This is a genomic window from Scandinavium goeteborgense, assembly GCF_003935895.2.
Taxonomy (GTDB): domain Bacteria; phylum Pseudomonadota; class Gammaproteobacteria; order Enterobacterales; family Enterobacteriaceae; genus Scandinavium; species Scandinavium goeteborgense.
Genome location: NZ_CP054058.1, coordinates 2,252,439 through 2,272,201, shown reverse-complemented (window position 1 = coordinate 2,272,201; position 19,763 = coordinate 2,252,439). Strand labels below are relative to the sequence as shown.

Below are 19,763 nucleotides of genomic sequence, written 5' to 3'. Positions count from 1 at the left end.
GATGGGGAAAGTCTATGTCGAGGCTAAAGAAGGCGGAAGACACAGCATTGGTACTGTATAGTTGCATCAAACGCCTTATCTAAAGCTGAGGGAACATTTCGATGACCGATCCGGATTTTAATCTGCTGATTGCGCTGGATGCGCTTCTGACCGAAGCGAGCGTGGCCGGAGCGGCCCGGCGTCTGAATTTGAGCACCTCGGCCATGAGCCGAACACTGAGCCGCTTGCGCGACGTCACCGGCGACCCGCTGCTGGTGCGCGCGGGGCGAAATATGGTGCTGACGCCTTACGCCGAGGCCAGCCGCGACCGGGCGCGTAACGCCGTGCTGGAGGCCAGGGCGGTGCTGCAACCGTCGACGTCGGAGCTGAATATCGCGCAACTGGAACGCGTGTTTACGCTGCGCGTGAACGACGGTTTTATCGAAGCCTTCGGCCCGCCACTGATTGCCGCAGTGGCGGCCATGGCGCCGGACGTCTGCCTGCGTTTTTCACCGAAGCCTGAAAAGAGCTCACGCTTTTTGCGTGAAGGACTGGTGGACCTCGAGATCGGCGTACTGAGCAATATGGGGCCGGAAATTCGCGTGCAGGCACTGTATCGCGATCGTTTCGTCGGCGTGGTTCGCCAGGGGCATCCCTTGGCCGGGAAAGCGCAAGTGAGCGTGGAGGAGTACATTGCGTGGGGGCACGTGATTGCTTCTCGGCGGGGTCAGCCATCGGGTCCGGTTGATGAAGCGCTGACGGAACTGGGGCTGGCGCGCAAAGTTGTCAGCGTGGTTCCGGGTTTCCCATCGGCGCTGGCGGTGGCGAAGGCATCAGATTTGATCGCGCTGGTTCCGGCGTCGTTTCTGTTTCAAACCGACAATCAGTCCCGGCTACACGCTTTTGAACTACCGTTTAAAACGCGAACGATCACCATTTCGCAGCTGTGGCATCCCCGCATGGAAGCGGATCCGGCGCATCGCTGGCTGAGACAAACGGTTCTGGCGGTGTGTCAGAAGCACTGTTCTGAGCAACGTGATTTATGCGAGGTGCGACAGCGTAATCAATGCACCTGATTCGCAAAGTATTTAACGTTGTGCCAGACTTTTTCTCAACATGGGGTGCAGGGCTCCGTTTCATACATCCGGGAACAGTAAATGCTCGAATTTGTTGCACATATGCTGATCGGTACGCCGATTTGGGTCTACGTGCTGTTTGTGTTTCTGCTGATTCGTGGGATCAAAGCCCGCCAGCCCGCGACGGTGACGCTGGAACGGTTGTCCATTATTCCACTGATATTTCTGGCGTGGGATCTGTATGATCTTGTTCTTTATCGGCATCTGACACTTGGCGTGGTGATGTTGTGGATAGCGGTCCTGATTATTGGGGCGGCGCTGGGGTACTGGCTGATTAAACCAGAGAGGTTGAGTCGCGGGAGTGCGCCGCGCACGATTAACCGTTCGGCGGATTATTCCGCGCTGCCGTTGATGATGACGGCATTTGCCATTAAATATGTGTTCGGCGTGATGGCGGCGGTGTCGGCGCAGACCCTGCAACAACCGGGGATAAGCGCCACGGCGGTGGTGGTCGGCGGGTTATTTGCGGGCAGTTTTATCGGCAAATTTACCCGCTATCTGCAATGCTACTTTACCCGGACGCAAAAAGGGATTTAAGACGATCCTGTGTTAAAAAAAATAGGTTTTATACGCCCGTCAGTCTAGATTAATGGGTTGTTAAATTTACGTTTTATCTGGTCATTTGTGCTGCACTTTTGCCACGAATGAAAGCCAACAGCACGTTCAGGAATGATAATGACACTAAACCGCAACGCCTTAGCCGCACTGAGCGCGCTCTGGTTGTTCAGTACTTGTGCCGCTGCCGAAGTGGATCTCGGCTCGATGGATATTCTGGCGAGAGATAACCCGCAAAGCCCAGTACCAAAAGGCTTTGTGGTCGGTGCCGCGACGTTAGGCGGCCAGGCGCGTTATAAAGATCAGGATAATAGCGCCTACTTTATTCCGGGCGGCCTCTATTTTGGCGATAACCTGATGTATCTCGGGGATCGCGCTCGCTACTATTTCCATCTGGACGATAACGTCGCGCTGTATGGCTACGGCCGCTACCGCTTTGGAAACCTTGACCCGTCTGACGCTGATTTCCTCCACGGTATGGATAAGCGTAAAGGGGAGTTTGAAGCCGGGATCGGCGGGACGATCATTACCCCGTATGCGTTGCTGACCGCCCGTTTCGCCAGCGATGTCACCGGGCGCAGTAACGGTCAGGAACTGCTGTTGTGGGCGGACTTCCCGATAATCAGAGACAATCTGCTGGTGATGCCGGGAATGGGGATGATGATCCGCAGCCACAATATGGCGAACTACTATTTTGGCGGGGTTTCGAAAGAAGAAGCGACGCCGCAGCGTAAAGCCTGGGATACCGGCACGACCTTCTCGCCGATGGCGGCGGTGGTGACGTCCTACCGTTTCAGCCCGCACTGGTTGGGTCTGTTCGCGGCGAACTATGAGCTTTACGACAAAGACATCGCTGACAGCCCAATAGTGCAGCACAGCGGTGAGTTTTATGTGATTGCCGGGGTGGGTTATACCTGGTAGAGACTAACAGCGCGTTCGACGGTTGAACGGCAGCGGGAGGTGTGAACACGTATGAGCATACTGTTCCCGGGTATTCGGCTTCTGCTTCTTGCCGCCTGTCTTCCGGTCACGCTGAGTTATGCTGCCGACGGCAGTCGGATTCGACATCGCGCCAACGCCGTTCTCTCGCTGATGAGCTATACGGTCGTGCCGGACGTTACCGCCAGCGACCTGAACATCGGCAGCGGCGGCGGCGACCACAATGAGCTCGATATCACTCAGTTCGGCGGCGGGGCGACGCTCAGCGAGAGCGTGCCCATTTATGTCGAAGGCACCATGGGCTACAGCCGCTTCGATCCGCATTTCGTGTTATCTGACGGCACGCGTACCCGCAGAATCCCCACCAAATGGAACAGCCTGACCGCCACCGGCGGCATCGGCTGGGACTTCCCACTCTACACCGACCGCTGGGGCGGCAAACTGGTCATCCGCCCGATTGCTAACGTGATGTTGGGCACCATGGCCAGCGATGTGCGCATCGGCGGCTATGTGCTGGAACGGCGCAAGAATGTGGACTTCAAGTTTCTCGACGGCGGGCGGCTGAATGCTTATGGGCTGGGCGGCTCGTTAATGCTTGATTACGAGCTGGTATCGAAACCGCAGGATATCGACGTGGAATTACGTTATTCCAGTATGAATCTGCAAACCTTCGGCAGCACTTCGGACGCGGTACAGGGCGAAGCTAACGCGCAAAACCTGGGGCTTTACCTGCGACGCCGGGCGCCGATTTTCGACTGGACGCTGCTCAAAAGCCCGGTGCGCTATGTGCTTGAAGGCGCGCACACCGAATACCTGGGTTCTCAGCGCGGCGAACTGGGCTTCAATAGCCTGAGTTCTCTGGGGTTAGGCATCGAACTGGACAGCAGCAAATACCCGGTTTTCGTTACCCGCACCCGGCTGGTGGCCCGGTATATGTTTGGTGAAAACACCACTGGCTACGGCGTTGGTCTGGCGATGAGTTTTTAACGCTTTTCTTTTTTTTCATTTTTTTAGCAATATTTCTCCCCCTCATACGTCTACCTCAGCACGAACACAATTTAATTCCTAAGATGAGGTAACGCTAATGAGAGATTTTGATATGCATGAACATCGCCGTGGCCGTGGTTTTGGCGGTCATCGGATGGCGAAACCGCTGATCATGGGCGCGGTGATTTTTGTCGCACTGGGTCTGCTGGTGATGTCGCTGTGGAATGCGCTGCTGCCCGCCATTATCGGCGTGAAAGCGATTGGCTTCTGGCAGGCGTTAGGGCTGCTGGTGCTGTGTCGCATTCTGTTTGGCGGCCTCGGTTTCCGTCCGGGCATGTTTGGCGGAATGCGTCGTCGGATGCACGAACGCTGGATGCAAATGACCCCGGAACAGCGCGAAGCCTTTATGCAACAGCGTCGTGAGGGCTTTGGTCGCCGCGGACACTGTCATCATCGCGGCTGGCATGAACGCCGTGACGAAAGGGCGGATAAGCGTCAACAGCCTGAAGAACCCGTGGTAAAAACGTCGGAAGGCGAGTAATTCAGATGAAAGCCGGAATGGCGAAGGATTCCCTGCTGGTTTCGGCTCTGAACGCCTGTCGTTCGCGGCTAACCGCGTTTATCCGTGGCCGCACGGCGGTGCGTGAAGATGCCGATGACGTATTACAGGAAATCACCTGGCAGCTGATGAAAGTGGAGCAACCGGTGGAGAATATCGCCGCCTGGTTGTTCCGCGCCGCCCGGAACGAAATCACCGACAGGGCGCGTAAAAAGCGTGAGTTACCGCTGTCGGCGTTTTATACGGCTGATGAAGACGGTGATTTCCCGGAAGATGAACTGGCGGAAACGTTATTTGGCGTGGCGCAAACGCCGGAAGACGATTATCTGAAGTCGCTGCTGTGGGAAGAACTGAACGATGCGCTGACGGCGCTGCCGCCCGCACAGCGCGAAGTGTTTGAACGCACGGAACTGGAAGGGCTGAGCTATAAAGAATTAGCCGAGGAAACCGGCGACAGCGTGCAGGCGTTGCTTTCTCGTAAACACAAAGCGGTGCTGTATCTGCGCACCCGATTACGTAGTGTTTACGATGATTTGACGGAGTAGAGGAAATTGCCCGGTCAGCGTAAATGCCACCGGGCAAAACAATTCAAATCAGTATGTAGGCCCGCTTAACGAAGTGCCAGCGGGCGCTACAATTGAAATCAGCTTCCCCAGCGACTGCGCAGGTAATTCACCGCCTGCTGAGTCTGTGGCTGATTGAGGTTGTTCTCACGGAACAGAATAGTGCCCTGAATTTCCGGTAGTGCGTCGTTTAAATCGAGCTGCTTTTTCAGCTCTGGTACGCCGCCCTGCACGGTCCAGTCTGGCTCATTCCTGGACGGTTCCCCGACCTTATACAGCGCCACACCAATATACAAACGAGTGTGCGTCGGTTTCACCACATCAGCCCACCATTTTGCCAGCACGTCGTAACGCGCCGCATCGCGCGCGAACGGCCAGTAAACCTGCGGCGCAATGTAATCCAGCAGACCTTTTTGCACCCACAAACGGGTGTCTGCATACGATTCGTCATACGCCGCCGCACCACGGGTATCAGACCCCGCCGGATCGTGCGAGCGGTTGCGCCACACGCCAGCCGGACTCACGCCAAACTGTACGTTTGGATTCAGCTGTTTGATGGTCCGCGATACCTGGGTGATCAACTGTTCGGTATTGTGTCGACGCCAGTCGGCCTTCGAGGCATAACCCTGGCCGTAAATGCGGAACGTCTGGCTGTCGTTCAGGGCAGAACCGGCGGTTTCGGTATAGAAGTAATCATCGAACTGCACGCCGTCGACCGGGTAGCGCGACACCACTTCCGCTACGATGCTGGTTATCCAGTCACGCGCTTCGGGAATGCCCGGGTCGATAACATAGCGATCGCCGGAGGTTCTGATCCAGTCGCGATGCGCCACATACACGCTGGACGGGTGCATTGAAATCGTGCGATTCAGCTCGGCCACGGTGCCAGGTTTGGTATTGGTGGAGACGCGATACGGGTTTAACCACGCGTGAACTTTCATGCCGCGTTTGTGCGCTTCATCAAGCATGAACTGCAACGGATCGTAACCCGGGTCCTGGCCCACTTTACCGGTCAGCATATCGGACCACGGCAAGATCTGGGACGGCCAAAGGGCAGTCCCATCGGGCTTAATCTGGAAGAAGACGGTGTTAATACCGAGGCTTTGCAGCTTATCCAGCTTGTCGGTCAGCGCTTTCTTTTGCTGATTAGCGCGCGTCACAGAGTCGCTGATGTTAACCGAGGCCACCGGCGGCCAGTCGAGTCGCGAAACGGTGGTCAGCCACACGCCGCGCACGGGCTGGTTATCGGCAGGTTTATCGGGCAGCGGATGTTTGGCTACCGGAGGCAGCGGAGTCACCAACGATTTAGGTTTTTCTGACGTGCAATTAGCAAGCAGAAGCGCACTGGCAATCAGCGCCCCGGTGATAGTGACTCGTGCAATGATGGAGAGTTTACGTGAGCTGATAATCGTATCCCTGTTTTATTCAGGCCTTCACATTAGCGAAGCTCATTCTCGTATGATTCGATTTATGGAGCAACCTGGAAAGTTTGTGAACGCCTCAAAACGCATTCTGCGCTCAAGCTTTTTCCGACCGCTCAACCGCCTGGGGATAATTTGGGTTGTTATTCAACCAGTTCTGCGCCATGGCGCGTTGTTCGTCCGTTACCACGCCGTCGGGTTTGCCGTCGATGCCGTAACGCTGGGGTTCACTGGCGAGCGCCATTTGGTAGGGAATCGTGCGGGTATAGCGTTTCAGCGCTTTGCCAATCTCAACCCCAGGGAAATCAATTTCACGCCGGGCTGCGTCGTTGATCAGATCCTGCATAATGCGGACTTTAAGCGGCTTAGGCGGTTCCTGCGCAAAGAGCAATGGCCAACTCTCACGCAGCAGAATGGCACGTTGGTTTTTATCCACGGTAATGCCCCAAAGATATCTGGTTTTTTTATGAGTATAAAACAAAGATATGCCAGGCGTAGGGCGCGGGCAGGTACTACTTTTGGTGGGTATTTAGACTATTGCGCAGAATTGTTTCGGATAGACTGAAGCAGCGTGTCGAGTAATCCCGGGAAACGGACATCTAAATCATCGCGGCGCAGGGAAATCATATTCTCCCGGCCCTGAGGGCGTTGCCAGATAACGCCGCTGTCACGCAAAACGCGCCAGTGATGGGTCATCGTCGACTTCGCTACGTCCCGACGCAGAGTGCCACAGCTCAGTTCACTGCCGTCAGCCAACGCTTTCACTATCTCCAGTCGCAGGGCATTCCCCAACGCAAAAAGGACATTTTCCAGGCGGATTTGTTCACGTTCCGGATGATTGGCGATCATACTGTTCCTTTACTTACCGGTGAATGCGTGGGTGCGAGAGGGCGCTAATATACCGAAAGAGATTAATCAAAGTCACGTCTTGCCCGCAGGGCTTTAGCCAATGACACCAATAGGTATTATAGTTCGAATATACTCGTACAGTTGTACTATTATAGATGCCGTTACATAACCCACGGCCAATTCCGGCCGTGGAATGACAGTCAACTGACTTAAGGACGCATCATGCCTCGACCCATCCCCCTCGAACGTTACCGCAACATCGGCATATCCGCGCATATCGATGCCGGTAAAACCACCACCACCGAACGCATTCTGTTTTACACCGGAATGAGCCACAAACTGGGTGAAGTGCACGATGGCGCAGCAACGACGGACTGGATGGCGCAGGAGCAAGAGCGCGGCATTACCATTACTTCTGCCGCCGTCAGTGCCTTCTGGCCCGGTATGGATCGCAATTTTGAGCCGCATCGGATCAATATTATCGATACCCCCGGCCACGTGGATTTCACCATTGAAGTGGAACGTTCCATGCGCGTGCTCGACGGTGCGGTAATGGTCTATGACTCAGTTGGCGGGGTGCAGCCGCAGTCAGAAACTGTATGGCGTCAGGCCAACAAATACCACGTGCCGCGGCTGGCTTTCGTTAACAAAATGGACCGTCAGGGTGCGGATTTTTTCCGTGTCGTACAGATGATGAAAGACCGGCTGAAAGCGAATCCGGTGCCGATTGTCATTCCGGTTGGCGCGGAAGAGCATTTTTCCGGCGTGGTTGATCTCATCAAAATGCGCGCGATCCACTGGGATGACGAAACCCAGGGTATGACCTTCAGCTATGGCCCGGTTCCGTCGGATTTACTGGAAACCGCGCAGGCGTGGCGCGAGAAGATGGTTTCCGCCGCTGCTGAGGCCAATGAGGTGCTGATGGATAAGTATCTGGAAACGGGCAGCCTCGATGAAGCGGATATTATGGCCGGGCTTCGTCAGCGCACGATTGCCGGTGAAATTCAGCCGATGCTGTGCGGCAGCGCCTTTAAAAATAAAGGCGTGCAGCGCATGCTCGATGCGGTGGTGGAGCTGATGCCGTCGCCGCTGGACGTTCCGGCCATTGACGGCGTTGATGAGAAGGGTCAACCGGCGGAGCGTCACCCGAGCGATGATGAACCGTTCTCGGCGCTGGCGTTTAAGCTGATGACCGACCCGTACGTCGGCCAGCTCACCTTTATTCGCGTTTATTCGGGCGTTTTGAGAAAAGGCGATGCCGTGTATAACCCGGTCAAAGGCAAGAAAGAGCGGATAGGCCGCATCGTGCTGATGCATGCCAATGACCGTCATGAAGTGGACGAACTGCGCGCCGGGGATATTGCGGCCTGCGTCGGTCTGAAAGACGTGACCACCGGGGATACGTTGTCGGACCCGAACCACGTCATTACGCTGGAACGCATGGAGTTTCCGGAACCGGTGATTTCTCTGGCGATCGAACCGAAAACCAAGGCCGATCAGGAGAAAATGGGCATCGCGCTGCAACGTCTGGCAGCGGAAGATCCGTCGTTCCGTTTGCACACGGATGAAGAGTCCGGGCAGACGATTATTTCCGGGATGGGCGAGTTACATCTGGAGATCATCGTCGACCGCATGAAACGCGAGTTTGGCGTAGACGCGAATATCGGGCGACCACAGGTTACGTACCGGGAAACGATCCGCAAAGCGGTGAAGGATGTCGAAGGCAAATTTGTGCGCCAGTCCGGTGGGAAAGGGCAGTACGGTCATGTAGTGCTGAGCCTTGAACCGCAAGTGGCCGGAAGCGGATTCACATTCGAAGACGCGACCAAAGGCGGCGTGGTTCCGCGCGAATACATTCCTTCGGTGGAGAAAGGCTTGCGCGAAGCGATGAACAGCGGCGTGCTGGCCGGGTATCCGGTAGTGGATGTAAAAGCGACCCTGACGTTTGGTTCGTATCATGATGTCGACTCGTCAGAACTGGCGTTCCGCATGGCGGCTATCTTTGGTTTCAAAGAGGGCTTTCGTCACGCGGACCCAGCAATTCTCGAGCCGATAATGCACGTGGAAGTGGAGACGCCGGAAGACTACGCCGGGAATATCATGGGCGATTTGTCGTCGCGACGTGGAATGGTGCAGGGCATGGAAGAACGATTTGGCAGCCAAATCATTCGCGCTGATGTGCCATTGGCGGAGATGTTCGGGTATTCCACCACCCTGCGCTCGATGTCTCAAGGCCGCGCCACGTACAGCATGGAGTTTCATCATTACGCCGAAGCGCCGCGCAACGTCGCCGATGCCATCATCGCCCAACGTGCCAAAGCATAAAAGGGTATAACCTAGCGTGAGCGCTCCTGATCAAGCGCTCCCGTTTTTTTGCCCTGAAGCGTGTGACGCGCTACCCGTAGGTTGCACATGGCTTTTGGAGCCAGTATGGTGTGCGCAATTTCACAGAAATCGCAGGAAACAGAATGACTAACCCGTCCTCCAAAGATCCGTTGCACGGCGTCACACTTGAAGCATTACTCAACACGCTGGTGAATAAATACGGCTGGCCCGAACTGGCGAAACGCATCAAGATTAACTGTTTCAAAAGCGACCCGAGCATTAAATCGAGCCTGAAATTCCTGCGCCGTACGCCGTGGGCCCGTAAAGAAGTTGAAGACCTGTACATTGATTTCCTGCATGACGAACAGGAGAACAATGATCATGAAGGCCCGTGGGCAAACTGGCAGGGTAAGAAGCCGCAGGATTAGTGCGACTGGGCTTCTTCAATGCCGGTTATTTTATCGCGACCTGATTCTTTCGATTGATAGAGCGCCTGGTCGGCCTCATACATTGTTTTGGTCAGGTCAGCGGGTGCACCTTTAGCCACGCCAAAACTGGCGGTTAACTGAATGACATCGCCCGTTTCGGTGGTGACTCGCATATTTCTACAGGCCATTTGCAACTGACGGACATGACTCAGCACATCCTGTTGGGAATCTGAACGGAACATCACGGCAAACTCCTCACCGCCGATACGGGCAACAACCCAATCGGGCAGAGCAGCATGATTCAGTGTCTCGCCCAGGTGGGCCAAAACCTTGTCTCCTGCGGGATGGCCCCAGGTGTCATTGATGCGTTTAAAATGGTCAATATCCAACAACACCAGCCAGACCGGCATCTCCTCGCTGACCGTCGCCAGGAGTTGTTTCCCCCGAAGTTCAAACCCGCGACGATTTAACACCCCGGTGAGGGCATCGATCTCTGTCAGTTTTTTGAGCTCATCGCTGAGTTGTCTGTTTTCATCCATATGTTCTTCGAGCTTATCCAGACTGGACTGCAGTGCTTTGATCTCGCAGACCTCCTGATACGGGGCAGATGACTCATCTTCTTCACCCATCGATTTCGCCCTGATGTTCAGTTTCAATAAGGGCTTCACCACCTTGAAATGAATATACAGAATGCCGACACTCGCCAGGGCGTAGATAGAGAAAAGAATTATTAGCGTCAGGATAAAATGCGCCAGCGCCTGGTTTTTCACTTTGCCGTAATACTGGTGAACGTTGAATAAATACATTTGAAGCATGTCATTAAATGTATTCAGGCTGTTTTGATAACGGACGGTAAATTCGCTGACCGAGACGGAATAAGGTTCTCTGTTTTCACTTTGATTTTGCAGGTGTCGTATCAGCGCCGCGCCTTTATTCTGAAAGTTATGACGGGTTTGTAGCATTAACGTGCGGAATGAATGGGTGTCTGAGCTGTAGCTGGTCGGAATGCCCAGCAACCACCACTGGGTTTCTATTTTTTGCCAGGCACGCGATATTTTCTCTAACTGAGATTCAGACAACGGCTTTCCCGTGTTCAGATAATACAAGAAATAAGATCCCAGTTTCCCCGTTGAGTTTCTCAACTCACCCAGAGCCTGACCTTGCAATATGGCGCTAAAGGCCGTGGGCTCGAGTTTGATGAAGGATTCGGTTTTGACAAATAACACATTATGGAAGTATTCAGTTGATTCCATCATCATATCAACGGCTTTCTTCGCTTCATGAGGGTCCGTTCTCGGGCCTGCCGCATAGAGGTCAACTTCTTCCCGACCACGAATCAGTTGAGAAAGCGTGCTCTGTAACAGCGCGCTGGAGAGAATGTCCTGAGGCACTTTTGTCAGCGCTTTATCGGTTTCTATCTGGCTTCTGATGAAGGCCGCCTTAGCGTGCGCCATGTTTGCGGCCGACGCGAAAATCAGCTGATTCGCATAACCCCGTTCTTCAGCGAGCTTGTTTGAGACATCGAGCACCCGATAAAAATCTGAAAACTGCTCAATGTTGTTTTGCGCCTGACTATAATGGTCGTACGCATCTTTAATTAACTCCCATGACAGCACAGACGCCAGGCAAACAATTAAAAAAGAGGTCGTCGCTATTTTTTTAATCAGAGGAGAGTTAATTGCCAGTAGTGTTTTCATTGTCTGTTCCTGCGGGGATATCAGAGAACTACACTAAGTGGCATACGCCTGTTTCTCAACAACAATAAAAAAAATCGTGAGTCTGACATCGTTTTATTTGTTTATAAAAAAACATCTGACTTTATATTTAAGATAAAGGCGTTTTTTGTCGCCTTATGTCCAGGATGAGACCTTCATAAAGAACACCATCATTTCGATGCAAAACGTGCAGTTTGAGCCTAAAAACAGAACACCGGGCTGGTGTTCTGAATGCGATCCTGAGGGTTAGCGAGAGGCGATAAACAGGGATTTGCATCCCGGACACAGCATTGCCTGTTTGAGTCGTATTTTGGAGGCAGCCTGCGTTGATTTAAAACCACAATTGGGGCAGGTGACCGTCGTCGACGCACCACCGATGAGCTTCATTGCGTAATCGAGAATAGACATGATGATCAACTCTTCATGAACGGGCCTCACCATAGCACGAAGGGGCAAAAGAGTATGTCTATTCCGTCGGGAATGAAGGAGAAGGTTCGTCGCGGAAACTCCCCCTGCACCGAGGGGGAGACCAACGCAGTGTGGGGTTCGCTCAGTTCCCCCAGCCAATGAATTACAGACTTTCACCATTGCTGGCGATGACCTGTTTATACCACTCAAAGCTGCGTTTTTTACTGCGTTTCAGTGTTCCCTTGCCGTCGTTATCTTTATCGACATAGATGAAGCCGTAGCGTTTTTTCATCTCACCCGTTCCCGCGCTGACAATATCAATCGGTCCCCACCAGGTGTAACCCATGATGTTGCAACCATCGCTAACGGCCTCAGCCATTTCACGGATGTGTTGACGACCATAATCGATGCGCGCGGTGTCATTAATGGTGCCATTTTCGTCTGGCTCATCTACGCCGCCGTAACCATTTTCAACAATAAATAACGGCTTACGGTACCGGTCTGCCAGTTCGTTGCAGACGATACGGAACCCTTTAGCGTCAATCGGCCAACCCCATGCGGTTTTCTCAAGGTACGGATTATCCTGCCCAACGGTGCCGCCGGTATCAATGCGGAACGCTCCATCAGCCTGATGCAGTACGCTGCGGTAATAGCTAAAACCAAGATAGTCAGAAGGGTGCTCAGCGATAAGTTCCAGGTCACCTTTCTCAATCGCCAGTTCGATGTTTTGCTCGCGGAACAATCGCGGCGTCCAGGCCGGATACTCACCGCGCATCATGACATCAGAGTAGAACAGTGAGCGGCGACGCAGCTGCATCGTTGAGAAAATGTCTTCCGGGTTACAGGTCGCCGGATAGACGTTACTGAGAGAAAGCATGCAACCGATTTGCGCGCCAGGGATAATTTCGTGGCAGAGTTTGTTGGCCAGCGCATTAGCAACAAATTGATGGTGAGTCGCCTGGTAAAGTTCCTGTGGCGTCGAGTCGGCATCCACTGCGCCGGTGGCAAACGGCATCCGGTTCATGTTGTTCAGTTCGTTAAAGGTCATCCAGTATTTGACCTTTTCCCGGTAGCGCGTGAATACCACTTCGCAGTAGTGGGCAAAGAAGTCCACCAGTTTGCGGTTCTTCCAGCCACCGTATTCCTGATACAGCGCCAATGGGGTTTCATAGTGGGAGAGGGTGATAACCGGCTGAATTCCATATTTGAGCAATTCATCAAATAAATCGTCGTAGAATTTCAATCCCGCTTCGTTGGGCGTCGTTTCATCGCCACGCGGGAAAATACGCGTCCAGGCGAGTGAGGTCCGAAAACAGGTAAAACCCATTTCGGCGAACAATGCGACATCTTCTTTATAGTGATGATAAAAATCAATGGCTTCGTGGCTGGCATAATACTTATTCAGGTCGATGGTTGCGTCATGTTTGCCGGAAACAATACCGCCTTGTACCACATCCGATATGGACGGTCCTTTACCTTCCACGTTCCAAGCACCTTCAGCCTGATTGGCGGCAATGGCGCCGCCCCATAAAAAATCTTTCGGGAAAACAGACATATTCGCTCCTTAATCCGCTAAATCTTGGCCATTAGATGAGATGACTTTTTTGTACCAGTGGTAGCTCTTTTTCAGGGAACGCGCCTGGGAACCGTGGCCCATATCGTCCTGATCGACATAGATAAAACCGTAGCGTTTTGATATTTGCACCGTGCCCGCGCTCACCACGTCTATCGGCCCCCACCAGGTGTAACCAAAGAGATTCACCCCATCGGCGATGGCTTCCTGCATTTGCTCGATGTGCTGGCGCAGATAATCGATGCGGTAATCATCATCAATGGAACCATCAGGATTGACGGTATCCACCGCACCCAGACCGTTTTCCGCAATAAACAGGGGCTTCTGATAGCGGTCATTCAACTGGTTCAACGCCAGGCGCAGCCCTTTCGGGTCAATCTGCCAACCCCATTGGCTGGTGGGAAGGTGCGGATTGCGAATGCCGCCGGTAATCAAATTGCCCTCTGCGCCGTCGAGTTTTTCTGGATGGGCGCTGACGGTGCTGGACATGTAGTAGCTGAACGAGACGAAATCCACCGGATGCTGGCGCAGGATCTCATCGTCACCGACCATTTTTTGCAGCGTGACGCCTTTTTCCGCCAGCATTCTGTCGGTGTAAGCGGGGTAATAACCGTGTGCCTGGACATCACTAAAGAACAACGACACTCGCTGCATCTCTTCGCAAGCCTGCAAGTCATCCGGGTGACAAGTATGGGGATACAACATCTGATAGCTGATCATGCAACCGACCTGAGAGCCCGGAATTATTGAATGGCAGGCTTTGGTGGCCAGCGCACTGGCAACAAACTGATGATGAGCTCCCTGGTATTTGTCCTGTTCCAGATGAGGATTGTCTTCTTCAATGACGCCGACGCTGACATAGGGATGGTGTTTCACGCAGTTAATTTCGTTAAACGTCATCCAGTACTTCACTTTTTTGCGATAGCGGGTAAAGCAGGTTGTGGCGAAGTTCACGTAGAAATCGACCACCTTGCGGTTTGGCCAACCGTCATAATCTGTCACCAGCGCCAAGGGCATCTCGTAGTGAGAGAGAGATACAATCGGTTCTATTCCATGTGACAGTAACGCGTCAAACACGTCGTCGTAGAATTTCAGCCCGGCTTCGTTAGGTTCGCTTTCATCACCGCGCGGGAAAATGCGTGTCCAGGCAATCGACATGCGGAAACATTTAAAGCCCATTCCGGCAAAGAGGGCGATGTCCTCACGAAAATGGTGATAAAAGTCATTACCTTTGCGTTTCGGGTAATATCTTGTACTGTTCGGATCCTGCGCTTCACGGACCTGGGCGTGGGTCATTCCCAGCCATTGGTCGAGCCAGCGCTCTTTAGGGGTGTTGACATCGAAGGTGTAAACATCGGATACGGATAGCCCTTTCCCGTCAGCATTCCATGCTCCTTCGAGTTGATTGGCCGCGGTCGCGCCACCCCATAAAAAACCTTCCGGAAATGATGTAGAAAATGTCATGCGTTTGCTCCTCATGCCGTTGTTGCGGTCAGTGTCAGAAATGCGTCACGGCTGGCAATTTCGCCGTCCGCTTTAACGGGGCTTATATCGCCGTAACGTTCGCTGTTGGTCACCACCAGGATGACGCAGGGATCAATACCTTCAGCCTGTAGCGCATCGAGGTCGAAGGTGACCAGCAGGTCGCCAACCTCAATAAACTTCCCGGCCGTGATATGGCTGGTGAAGTGTCTGCCGCCCAATTTGACGGTGTCGATGCCGATATGAATGAGGACTTCCGCCCCGGTGTCGCTGAGCAGCGCCAGTGCGTGGTGGGTTTCAAAGACTGACTCCACTTTGCCGTTGATGGGCGATCGCAGCTCACCGGTCGTGGGGTATATCGCCAAACCTTTGCCGAAAATTTCGTCTGCGAACACCGGGTCACTCAACGTGTTAAGGGCTTTGAGTTCGCCGCTCACCGGGGCAAAGAGCATTTCTTCAGATGGGGTGATAGGCAAAGGGCTAATGCCTGCAACCACAGGTTGTAAGGATTCTTCGAAACCAAAGATGACGGTCAGGATCGCGGCTGCCACAAAGGAGATAGCGATACTCACGACCGCCCAGAGGAAGGTCGGCCCCACCAGGGCGGGAATGCCTGGTAGGCCGCTCAAGGCGAAAGCGTAGGTTTTCACACCCATCACCATTGCGAATGCGCCCCCACAGGCACCGCCAATCAGTGCTGCGGCAAACGGGCGCTTATAGCGAATATTGACGCCGTACATCGCCCGTTCCGTAATGCCCATTGCGGCGCTAAAGCTGGTGGTCAGTGCCAGCGACTTGAGCTTTTTATCGCGAGCACGTAAAAAGACCCCGAAGGCGGCACCGGCTTGCCCGAGATTAGCGATATAAAAGAGGATCTTAATCGGATCAAAACCTATCGTGCTGATGTTGTTGATCATGATGGGCACAATGACGTAGTGCATACCGGTGATGATAATGAGCGATAGCGTTCCGCCGACGATAATTCCGGCCACCACGCCCATATTTTCAACCAGCCAAATGATGCCCCCGGAAAGGGCGTTACCCGCAAAAATGCCCACCGGGCCGATAGCGATAAGCGTAATCGGGGTCACAATGAGCAGGCACAGCAGCGGGACAAACATGGTTTTCAGAGGGCCGGGCATAAAGCGATCGACCCCGCGTTCGACGTAACTGAGCAACCAAACCGTCAGCAGTATTGGGATGACCGTCGAGGCGTAGTTAACGGTGGGAACCGGTAACCCGATGAAGTTCACCGGTGCACCAGCCTTGAATAAAGCCTGAATCGCCGGATGAAAAAGCACGGAGGCAATTGCGACGGCGACAAACGGATTGGCACCGAATTTCTTCGCCGCGCTAAAGGCCAGCGCCAGCGGCATGAAGTAGAAAACACCGTCACTGATCGCCAGCAGAATTTGGTAGGTCTGGTTGGTGCTGTCTACCCACTTCATGGCGACCATCAGCGCAAGTATCCCTTTCAGAATACCGGCCCCGGCGATGGCCGGTATGATTGGGGAAAAGATACTCGAAAGACTTTCGAGTATGACCGAGACAGGATTGCGACGTTTCGTGGGGCTTGCAGCATTATCCAGGGTGGGTAATTGAGCGAGAAGGGCGTTGCACAAGGGCCCGACGTCATTGCCAATAATCAACTGGAACTGGTCGCCAGAGATATTAACCCCCATGACGCCGTCCAGTGATTCAAGTGCGGTGCGGTCGGCCTTGTTATTATCTTTAAGCAAGAAGCGTAAGCGGGTAATGCAATGAAACAGGGAGAGCACGTTTTCTTTGCCGCCGATAGTGTTGATTATCTGGCGAGCGGTGTTCTGATAATCCATATATTCCTCCAGACTGAAGTCAGCATCCGACTTCATCCACAATGACCGGTATTAACCGGAACCTTGTTTCCTCTGGGGTTTGCCTGATTGAACAGTAACAAGCCTGGATGGAATTACTTTTTAAGATATTAAAAAACGATACTACGTCACAGCATCAGGAGTGGAGTGCTGCACAATGTTTTCGATGTGCACTGTGAGATAAAGTTTTTCAGAGTTACTCATGGGGTGGTGATAATTTTTCCTGACAAATTCATCTATCGCATCCACACATTTCAGCGTGAGTTGATAGCGCCTCTGCGCTAATGCGAAAAATTCCTCATCGTCATTATTTAAGACAACCCCATCAATCACCCGTTGAGCAAAGAACTTCAAATGGGTAATAAACCGCTGGTAGTTAAGAGTATGTTCATCGAGCGATAAGTTAAAGAAGATCTTAACTATGTTCTGCAACTGATAAATAAGCCGGGTTATTTGCGTGGTTTTTCCCATGGCGTCATTCAGGCCAGCATTCACGACGTGCAGGGCAATGCTACAGGCTTCACTTTCAGGAAGCAGGATACCGGTGCGTGCGACAATAATCCCCAAACCCTGGCGACCAATAGCGTACTCCGCTTTATAAAAATGACGGACTTCCCATTCCAGCAGATTAGGCAATATTTCATTGTTTTTTTGCCGTTGTAACGCAAAGTGTAGATGATCGGCCAGCGTTACGTAGAGTCCTTCACTGAGTTTGTGAGTCAACATCGTGCGGGCATGGCTTATGATATCTGCTGTTATCTGTAAAATATCTACAGGGACTTCGCTGACCAGATCTTTAAAACGCGCCGAAATCAGGGAATCTTCCAGGCGGAATATTTTATCAATGGCATTACGCTCGATACTGTCTCCAGCGCGAGTATTAAACCCTAGTCCTCGACCGGTTAATATAATCTCCAGGCCATCTTCATCTACAGCGCTGACAACATTATTATTTAATACTTGCTTGACCAGCATCGATAACTCCTGAAAACAAAAACGGGCAAGACTTAAATACAGCTAGACGCGGTTCAAACCGCTCAGTCTGCATTTAGGTTTTGCCCGATAGTCGGTAACAAGCGTAATGCCGTTAAAACCTAGCACCATGAAATGCAATAATCAATTCATCATAAGGATTTACCTAGCGATACATGCCAAATTGTGATCAGGTTTGCGAAAATGCCAGAGTGATGTCGCATCTAATTTCTGGATCGAATCTCTCTTGTTAAGCATGGAATCAGGCGGTGCGTTCCTGAGAAAACGCACGCCCCTGAAGTGGCTTACTCGAATAATCGACGGTGTAGCGCTATCACAGCGCTGTCGGCAGTATTCTCCGGCAGCAGGAAACAAAGATTATCGTTGGATGCGCCATGGAAAATCATTCGAACGCAATGCGCCTCTGAATCCATAAAGGCATCCCGGCATACGCCCTGGCTACCAGGGAGTTGATTGCCAATCACCGTAACCAATGCCAACCCGGTTTCAATCTGGACCTGACAATGAGAAGAGAGGGCGGTCAGCAACGTGGTGGTTAACGTGTCATCGTCTCCTGACGTACAACCCGTGCCATTCAGGGCCATTGCAATACCGCGCTCGCTGGTGGTGACCAGATCCACATCAACCTGATGCTCCGCCAGAATCGCAAAAATGTCGGCAAAAAATGCATAGGCCGGTTGCGCGTGCAGGCTGTGTAATTTCAGCAGCGTTTGTTTGCGACGAACAGCAATGGCGCGGTATTGCGGCGGATTTTCTGTCTCGCGACGAACCAGCGTTCCACCGGCTGCGGTATTTTTGCTTGAACCGACAAAGACCGGAATATTTTTGCGCATAGCCGGTAACAGGGTCGCTGGATGGAGTACTTTTGCACCAAAAGTGGCCATTTTGCTGGCTTCGGAAAAGGAGATATGGTCGATACGCTGGGCCTGCGTCACAATGCGCGGATCGGTGGTGTAGATCCCGGCGACATCTGTCCAGATATCGACCCGAGCGGCGTGCAATGCTTCCCCAAGCAGGGAGGCGGTGTAGTCGCTGCCGCCCCGGCCAAGCGTCGTCGTCTGCCCATTTTCATCACTGCCGATAAATCCCTGAGTGACAACTATCGCCTGTTCAAGGCGGGGGCGCAGATGGGCTTCGGCCAGCGTTTCAATCTGGCTGAGATGGGGTTCGGCACAGCCGAAAAGGTTATTTGTTCGAATGACTTTACGTGCATCAAACCACTCAGCCCTGGCTTCACGTTCACGAAGCACCTCAGCAAAAATAAGGCTAGACATCAGCTCGCCATGGCTGACCAGGTCATCACTCAGTGCAGAGGAGGGCGTTGTCGATGCCATTTCTGCAAGGCGGGTAATATTTTCAAGGAGTTGGTCGATTTCCTTGCCAAGGATCGACGGCGATTTTAAACGGGAAATAATGTTGTGTTGGAGAGCACGAAGGGTATCAATTTTATCCATCCGATCATGACTTTCCAGCCCTTCAGAAAGTTCGACTAATAGATTTGTAACCCCTGCGGAGGCAGATAGAACGACCAGACGAACGTGGTCATCTGCAAGAACAATACCGGCACTGCGATTCATAGAGTCGAAGTCAGCAACGCTGGTACCGCCAAATTTGGCAACGACGAATTGTGGATAAACGCGTGTCATAACAATCTCATATCAGGGCGCCATAAAAAGATGGCAAGAAACTTTCATTCTCGGCATAAGGGAAGCACGCTTCACCTTACGAAATGTCCGCCCGCGAACATTTCTGTTTAGTTATTTATTTACGGCGTCCGTAAATAAGCGCGACATAGTAAGTGATTTATCTTTAGGGGTCGACGTTTTTATTTAATCGAGAAATAAACCAATGGAAATAACGCCTTATAGGACGATACTCGTGTCATTGGCGGTAAGTTTGCGTCAGGGCGGAGTAAAGCCGCATAAAAGCGATGGTCTTCATGGCGTTACATACAGTTACCAATGCCAGTTAACAATCGAGACAATGCTTTTTATACGT

General features: G+C 52.7%; 18 protein-coding genes. 8 read left to right on the top strand and 10 right to left on the bottom strand.

The features are described 5' to 3' along the window. Nucleotides 1-101: 101 nt before the first annotated feature. The 6 genes from A8O29_RS11690 to A8O29_RS11665 all read left to right on the top strand — a co-directional run bounded on the left by A8O29_RS11690 (nucleotide 102) and on the right by A8O29_RS11665 (nucleotide 4,700). Entirely contained in the window at nucleotides 102-1,055 is a 954-nt protein-coding gene (locus tag A8O29_RS11690) for a LysR family transcriptional regulator (RefSeq protein ID WP_125353563.1), read from the top strand. Nucleotides 1,056-1,136: 81 nt separating this feature from the next. After that, nucleotides 1,137-1,652, top strand: coding sequence for a hypothetical protein (locus A8O29_RS11685; RefSeq protein WP_125353562.1), 516 nt, complete (start codon nucleotides 1,137-1,139; stop codon nucleotides 1,650-1,652). Nucleotides 1,653-1,790: 138 nt separating this feature from the next. After that, nucleotides 1,791-2,591 carry a MipA/OmpV family protein gene (locus A8O29_RS11680; RefSeq protein WP_125353561.1) on the top strand — a complete coding sequence of 267 codons (801 nt, stop codon included), beginning with the start codon at nucleotides 1,791-1,793 and terminating at the stop codon, nucleotides 2,589-2,591. A 51-nt stretch (nucleotides 2,592-2,642) separates the two neighbouring features. Beyond that, nucleotides 2,643-3,596, top strand: a complete 954-nt coding sequence (locus A8O29_RS11675; protein WP_125353560.1) for a hypothetical protein — start codon at nucleotides 2,643-2,645, stop codon at nucleotides 3,594-3,596. Nucleotides 3,597-3,693: 97 nt separating this feature from the next. Further along, nucleotides 3,694-4,137 (top strand): hypothetical protein, encoded by a 444-nt coding sequence (locus A8O29_RS11670; protein ID WP_125353559.1) that lies wholly within the window; start codon nucleotides 3,694-3,696, stop codon nucleotides 4,135-4,137. 5 nt (nucleotides 4,138-4,142) lie between these two features. Then, complete coding sequence (locus tag A8O29_RS11665) at nucleotides 4,143-4,700, top strand: RNA polymerase sigma factor (protein ID WP_125353558.1); 558 nt, start codon at nucleotides 4,143-4,145, stop codon at nucleotides 4,698-4,700. 98 nt (nucleotides 4,701-4,798) lie between these two features. On the opposite strand, the gene A8O29_RS11660 is transcribed toward A8O29_RS11665, so the two are convergent. The 3 genes from A8O29_RS11660 to A8O29_RS11650 form a co-directional block, all read right to left on the bottom strand. Continuing rightward, a complete protein-coding gene (locus A8O29_RS11660; RefSeq protein ID WP_125353557.1) occupies nucleotides 4,799-6,100 on the bottom strand; it encodes a glycoside hydrolase family 10-like protein in 1,302 nt (433 codons plus the stop codon). 136 nt (nucleotides 6,101-6,236) lie between these two features. Next, nucleotides 6,237-6,575 (bottom strand): ProQ/FinO family protein, encoded by a 339-nt coding sequence (locus A8O29_RS11655; RefSeq protein ID WP_159465263.1) that lies wholly within the window; start codon nucleotides 6,573-6,575, stop codon nucleotides 6,237-6,239. Nucleotides 6,576-6,673: 98 nt separating this feature from the next. Continuing rightward, nucleotides 6,674-6,988, bottom strand: a complete 315-nt coding sequence (locus A8O29_RS11650; protein WP_125353555.1) for an ArsR/SmtB family transcription factor — start codon at nucleotides 6,986-6,988, stop codon at nucleotides 6,674-6,676. A gap of 222 nt (nucleotides 6,989-7,210) precedes the next feature. On the opposite strand from A8O29_RS11650, the gene fusA reads away from it, so the two are divergent. Continuing rightward, nucleotides 7,211-9,313 (top strand): elongation factor G, encoded by a 2,103-nt coding sequence (gene fusA / locus A8O29_RS11645; RefSeq protein WP_125353554.1) that lies wholly within the window; start codon nucleotides 7,211-7,213, stop codon nucleotides 9,311-9,313. A gap of 143 nt (nucleotides 9,314-9,456) precedes the next feature. Next, nucleotides 9,457-9,741, top strand: coding sequence for a VF530 family protein (locus A8O29_RS11640; protein ID WP_125353553.1), 285 nt, complete (start codon nucleotides 9,457-9,459; stop codon nucleotides 9,739-9,741). Here the strand turns inward: A8O29_RS11640 and A8O29_RS11635 are convergent. From A8O29_RS11635 to lysC, 7 genes are all read right to left on the bottom strand, one after another. After that, nucleotides 9,738-11,438, bottom strand: a complete 1,701-nt coding sequence (locus A8O29_RS11635) for a GGDEF domain-containing protein (protein ID WP_125353552.1) — start codon at nucleotides 11,436-11,438, stop codon at nucleotides 9,738-9,740. The genes A8O29_RS11640 and A8O29_RS11635 overlap by 4 nt on opposite strands. Nucleotides 11,439-11,702: 264 nt before the next feature. After that, nucleotides 11,703-11,843 (bottom strand): YnfU family zinc-binding protein, encoded by a 141-nt coding sequence (locus A8O29_RS22590; protein ID WP_246316671.1) that lies wholly within the window; start codon nucleotides 11,841-11,843, stop codon nucleotides 11,703-11,705. Nucleotides 11,844-12,027: 184 nt separating this feature from the next. Next, a complete protein-coding gene (locus A8O29_RS11630) occupies nucleotides 12,028-13,419 on the bottom strand; it encodes a glycoside hydrolase family 1 protein (RefSeq protein ID WP_125353551.1) in 1,392 nt (463 codons plus the stop codon). Nucleotides 13,420-13,428: 9 nt separating this feature from the next. Continuing rightward, entirely contained in the window at nucleotides 13,429-14,901 is a 1,473-nt protein-coding gene (locus A8O29_RS11625) for a glycoside hydrolase family 1 protein (RefSeq protein WP_125353550.1), read from the bottom strand. An 11-nt stretch (nucleotides 14,902-14,912) separates the two neighbouring features. Next, a complete protein-coding gene (locus A8O29_RS11620) occupies nucleotides 14,913-16,754 on the bottom strand; it encodes a beta-glucoside-specific PTS transporter subunit IIABC (protein ID WP_125353549.1) in 1,842 nt (613 codons plus the stop codon). 141 nt (nucleotides 16,755-16,895) lie between these two features. Continuing rightward, entirely contained in the window at nucleotides 16,896-17,747 is an 852-nt protein-coding gene (gene licT / locus A8O29_RS11615; RefSeq protein WP_125353548.1) for a BglG family transcription antiterminator LicT, read from the bottom strand. A gap of 302 nt (nucleotides 17,748-18,049) precedes the next feature. Continuing rightward, the gene (lysC, locus tag A8O29_RS11610) at nucleotides 18,050-19,411 is read right to left on the bottom strand and encodes a lysine-sensitive aspartokinase 3 (RefSeq protein WP_125353547.1); all 1,362 of its coding nucleotides are present in this window, start codon (nucleotides 19,409-19,411) and stop codon (nucleotides 18,050-18,052) included. Between the last annotated feature and the right edge of the window lie 352 nt (nucleotides 19,412-19,763).

What these genes read in the sequence shown, in the direction of transcription:
- A8O29_RS11690 (WP_125353563.1), top strand. Translation starts at nt 102, where the DNA reads ATGACCGATCCGGATTTTAATCTGCTGATTGCGCTGGATGCGCTTCTG.
- A8O29_RS11685 (WP_125353562.1), top strand. Translation starts at nt 1,137, where the DNA reads ATGCTCGAATTTGTTGCACATATGCTGATCGGTACGCCGATTTGGGTC.
- A8O29_RS11680 (WP_125353561.1), top strand. Translation starts at nt 1,791, where the DNA reads ATGACACTAAACCGCAACGCCTTAGCCGCACTGAGCGCGCTCTGGTTG.
- A8O29_RS11675 (WP_125353560.1), top strand. Translation starts at nt 2,643, where the DNA reads ATGAGCATACTGTTCCCGGGTATTCGGCTTCTGCTTCTTGCCGCCTGT.
- A8O29_RS11670 (WP_125353559.1), top strand. Translation starts at nt 3,694, where the DNA reads ATGAGAGATTTTGATATGCATGAACATCGCCGTGGCCGTGGTTTTGGC.
- A8O29_RS11665 (WP_125353558.1), top strand. Translation starts at nt 4,143, where the DNA reads ATGAAAGCCGGAATGGCGAAGGATTCCCTGCTGGTTTCGGCTCTGAAC.
- A8O29_RS11650 (WP_125353555.1), bottom strand. Translation starts at nt 6,988, where the DNA reads ATGATCGCCAATCATCCGGAACGTGAACAAATCCGCCTGGAAAATGTC.
- fusA (WP_125353554.1), top strand. Translation starts at nt 7,211, where the DNA reads ATGCCTCGACCCATCCCCCTCGAACGTTACCGCAACATCGGCATATCC.
- A8O29_RS11640 (WP_125353553.1), top strand. Translation starts at nt 9,457, where the DNA reads ATGACTAACCCGTCCTCCAAAGATCCGTTGCACGGCGTCACACTTGAA.
- A8O29_RS11635 (WP_125353552.1), bottom strand. Translation starts at nt 11,438, where the DNA reads ATGAAAACACTACTGGCAATTAACTCTCCTCTGATTAAAAAAATAGCG.
- A8O29_RS22590 (WP_246316671.1), bottom strand. Translation starts at nt 11,843, where the DNA reads ATGAAGCTCATCGGTGGTGCGTCGACGACGGTCACCTGCCCCAATTGT.
- A8O29_RS11630 (WP_125353551.1), bottom strand. Translation starts at nt 13,419, where the DNA reads ATGTCTGTTTTCCCGAAAGATTTTTTATGGGGCGGCGCCATTGCCGCC.
- A8O29_RS11625 (WP_125353550.1), bottom strand. Translation starts at nt 14,901, where the DNA reads ATGACATTTTCTACATCATTTCCGGAAGGTTTTTTATGGGGTGGCGCG.
- A8O29_RS11620 (WP_125353549.1), bottom strand. Translation starts at nt 16,754, where the DNA reads ATGGATTATCAGAACACCGCTCGCCAGATAATCAACACTATCGGCGGC.
- licT (WP_125353548.1), bottom strand. Translation starts at nt 17,747, where the DNA reads ATGCTGGTCAAGCAAGTATTAAATAATAATGTTGTCAGCGCTGTAGAT.
- lysC (WP_125353547.1), bottom strand. Translation starts at nt 19,411, where the DNA reads ATGACACGCGTTTATCCACAATTCGTCGTTGCCAAATTTGGCGGTACC.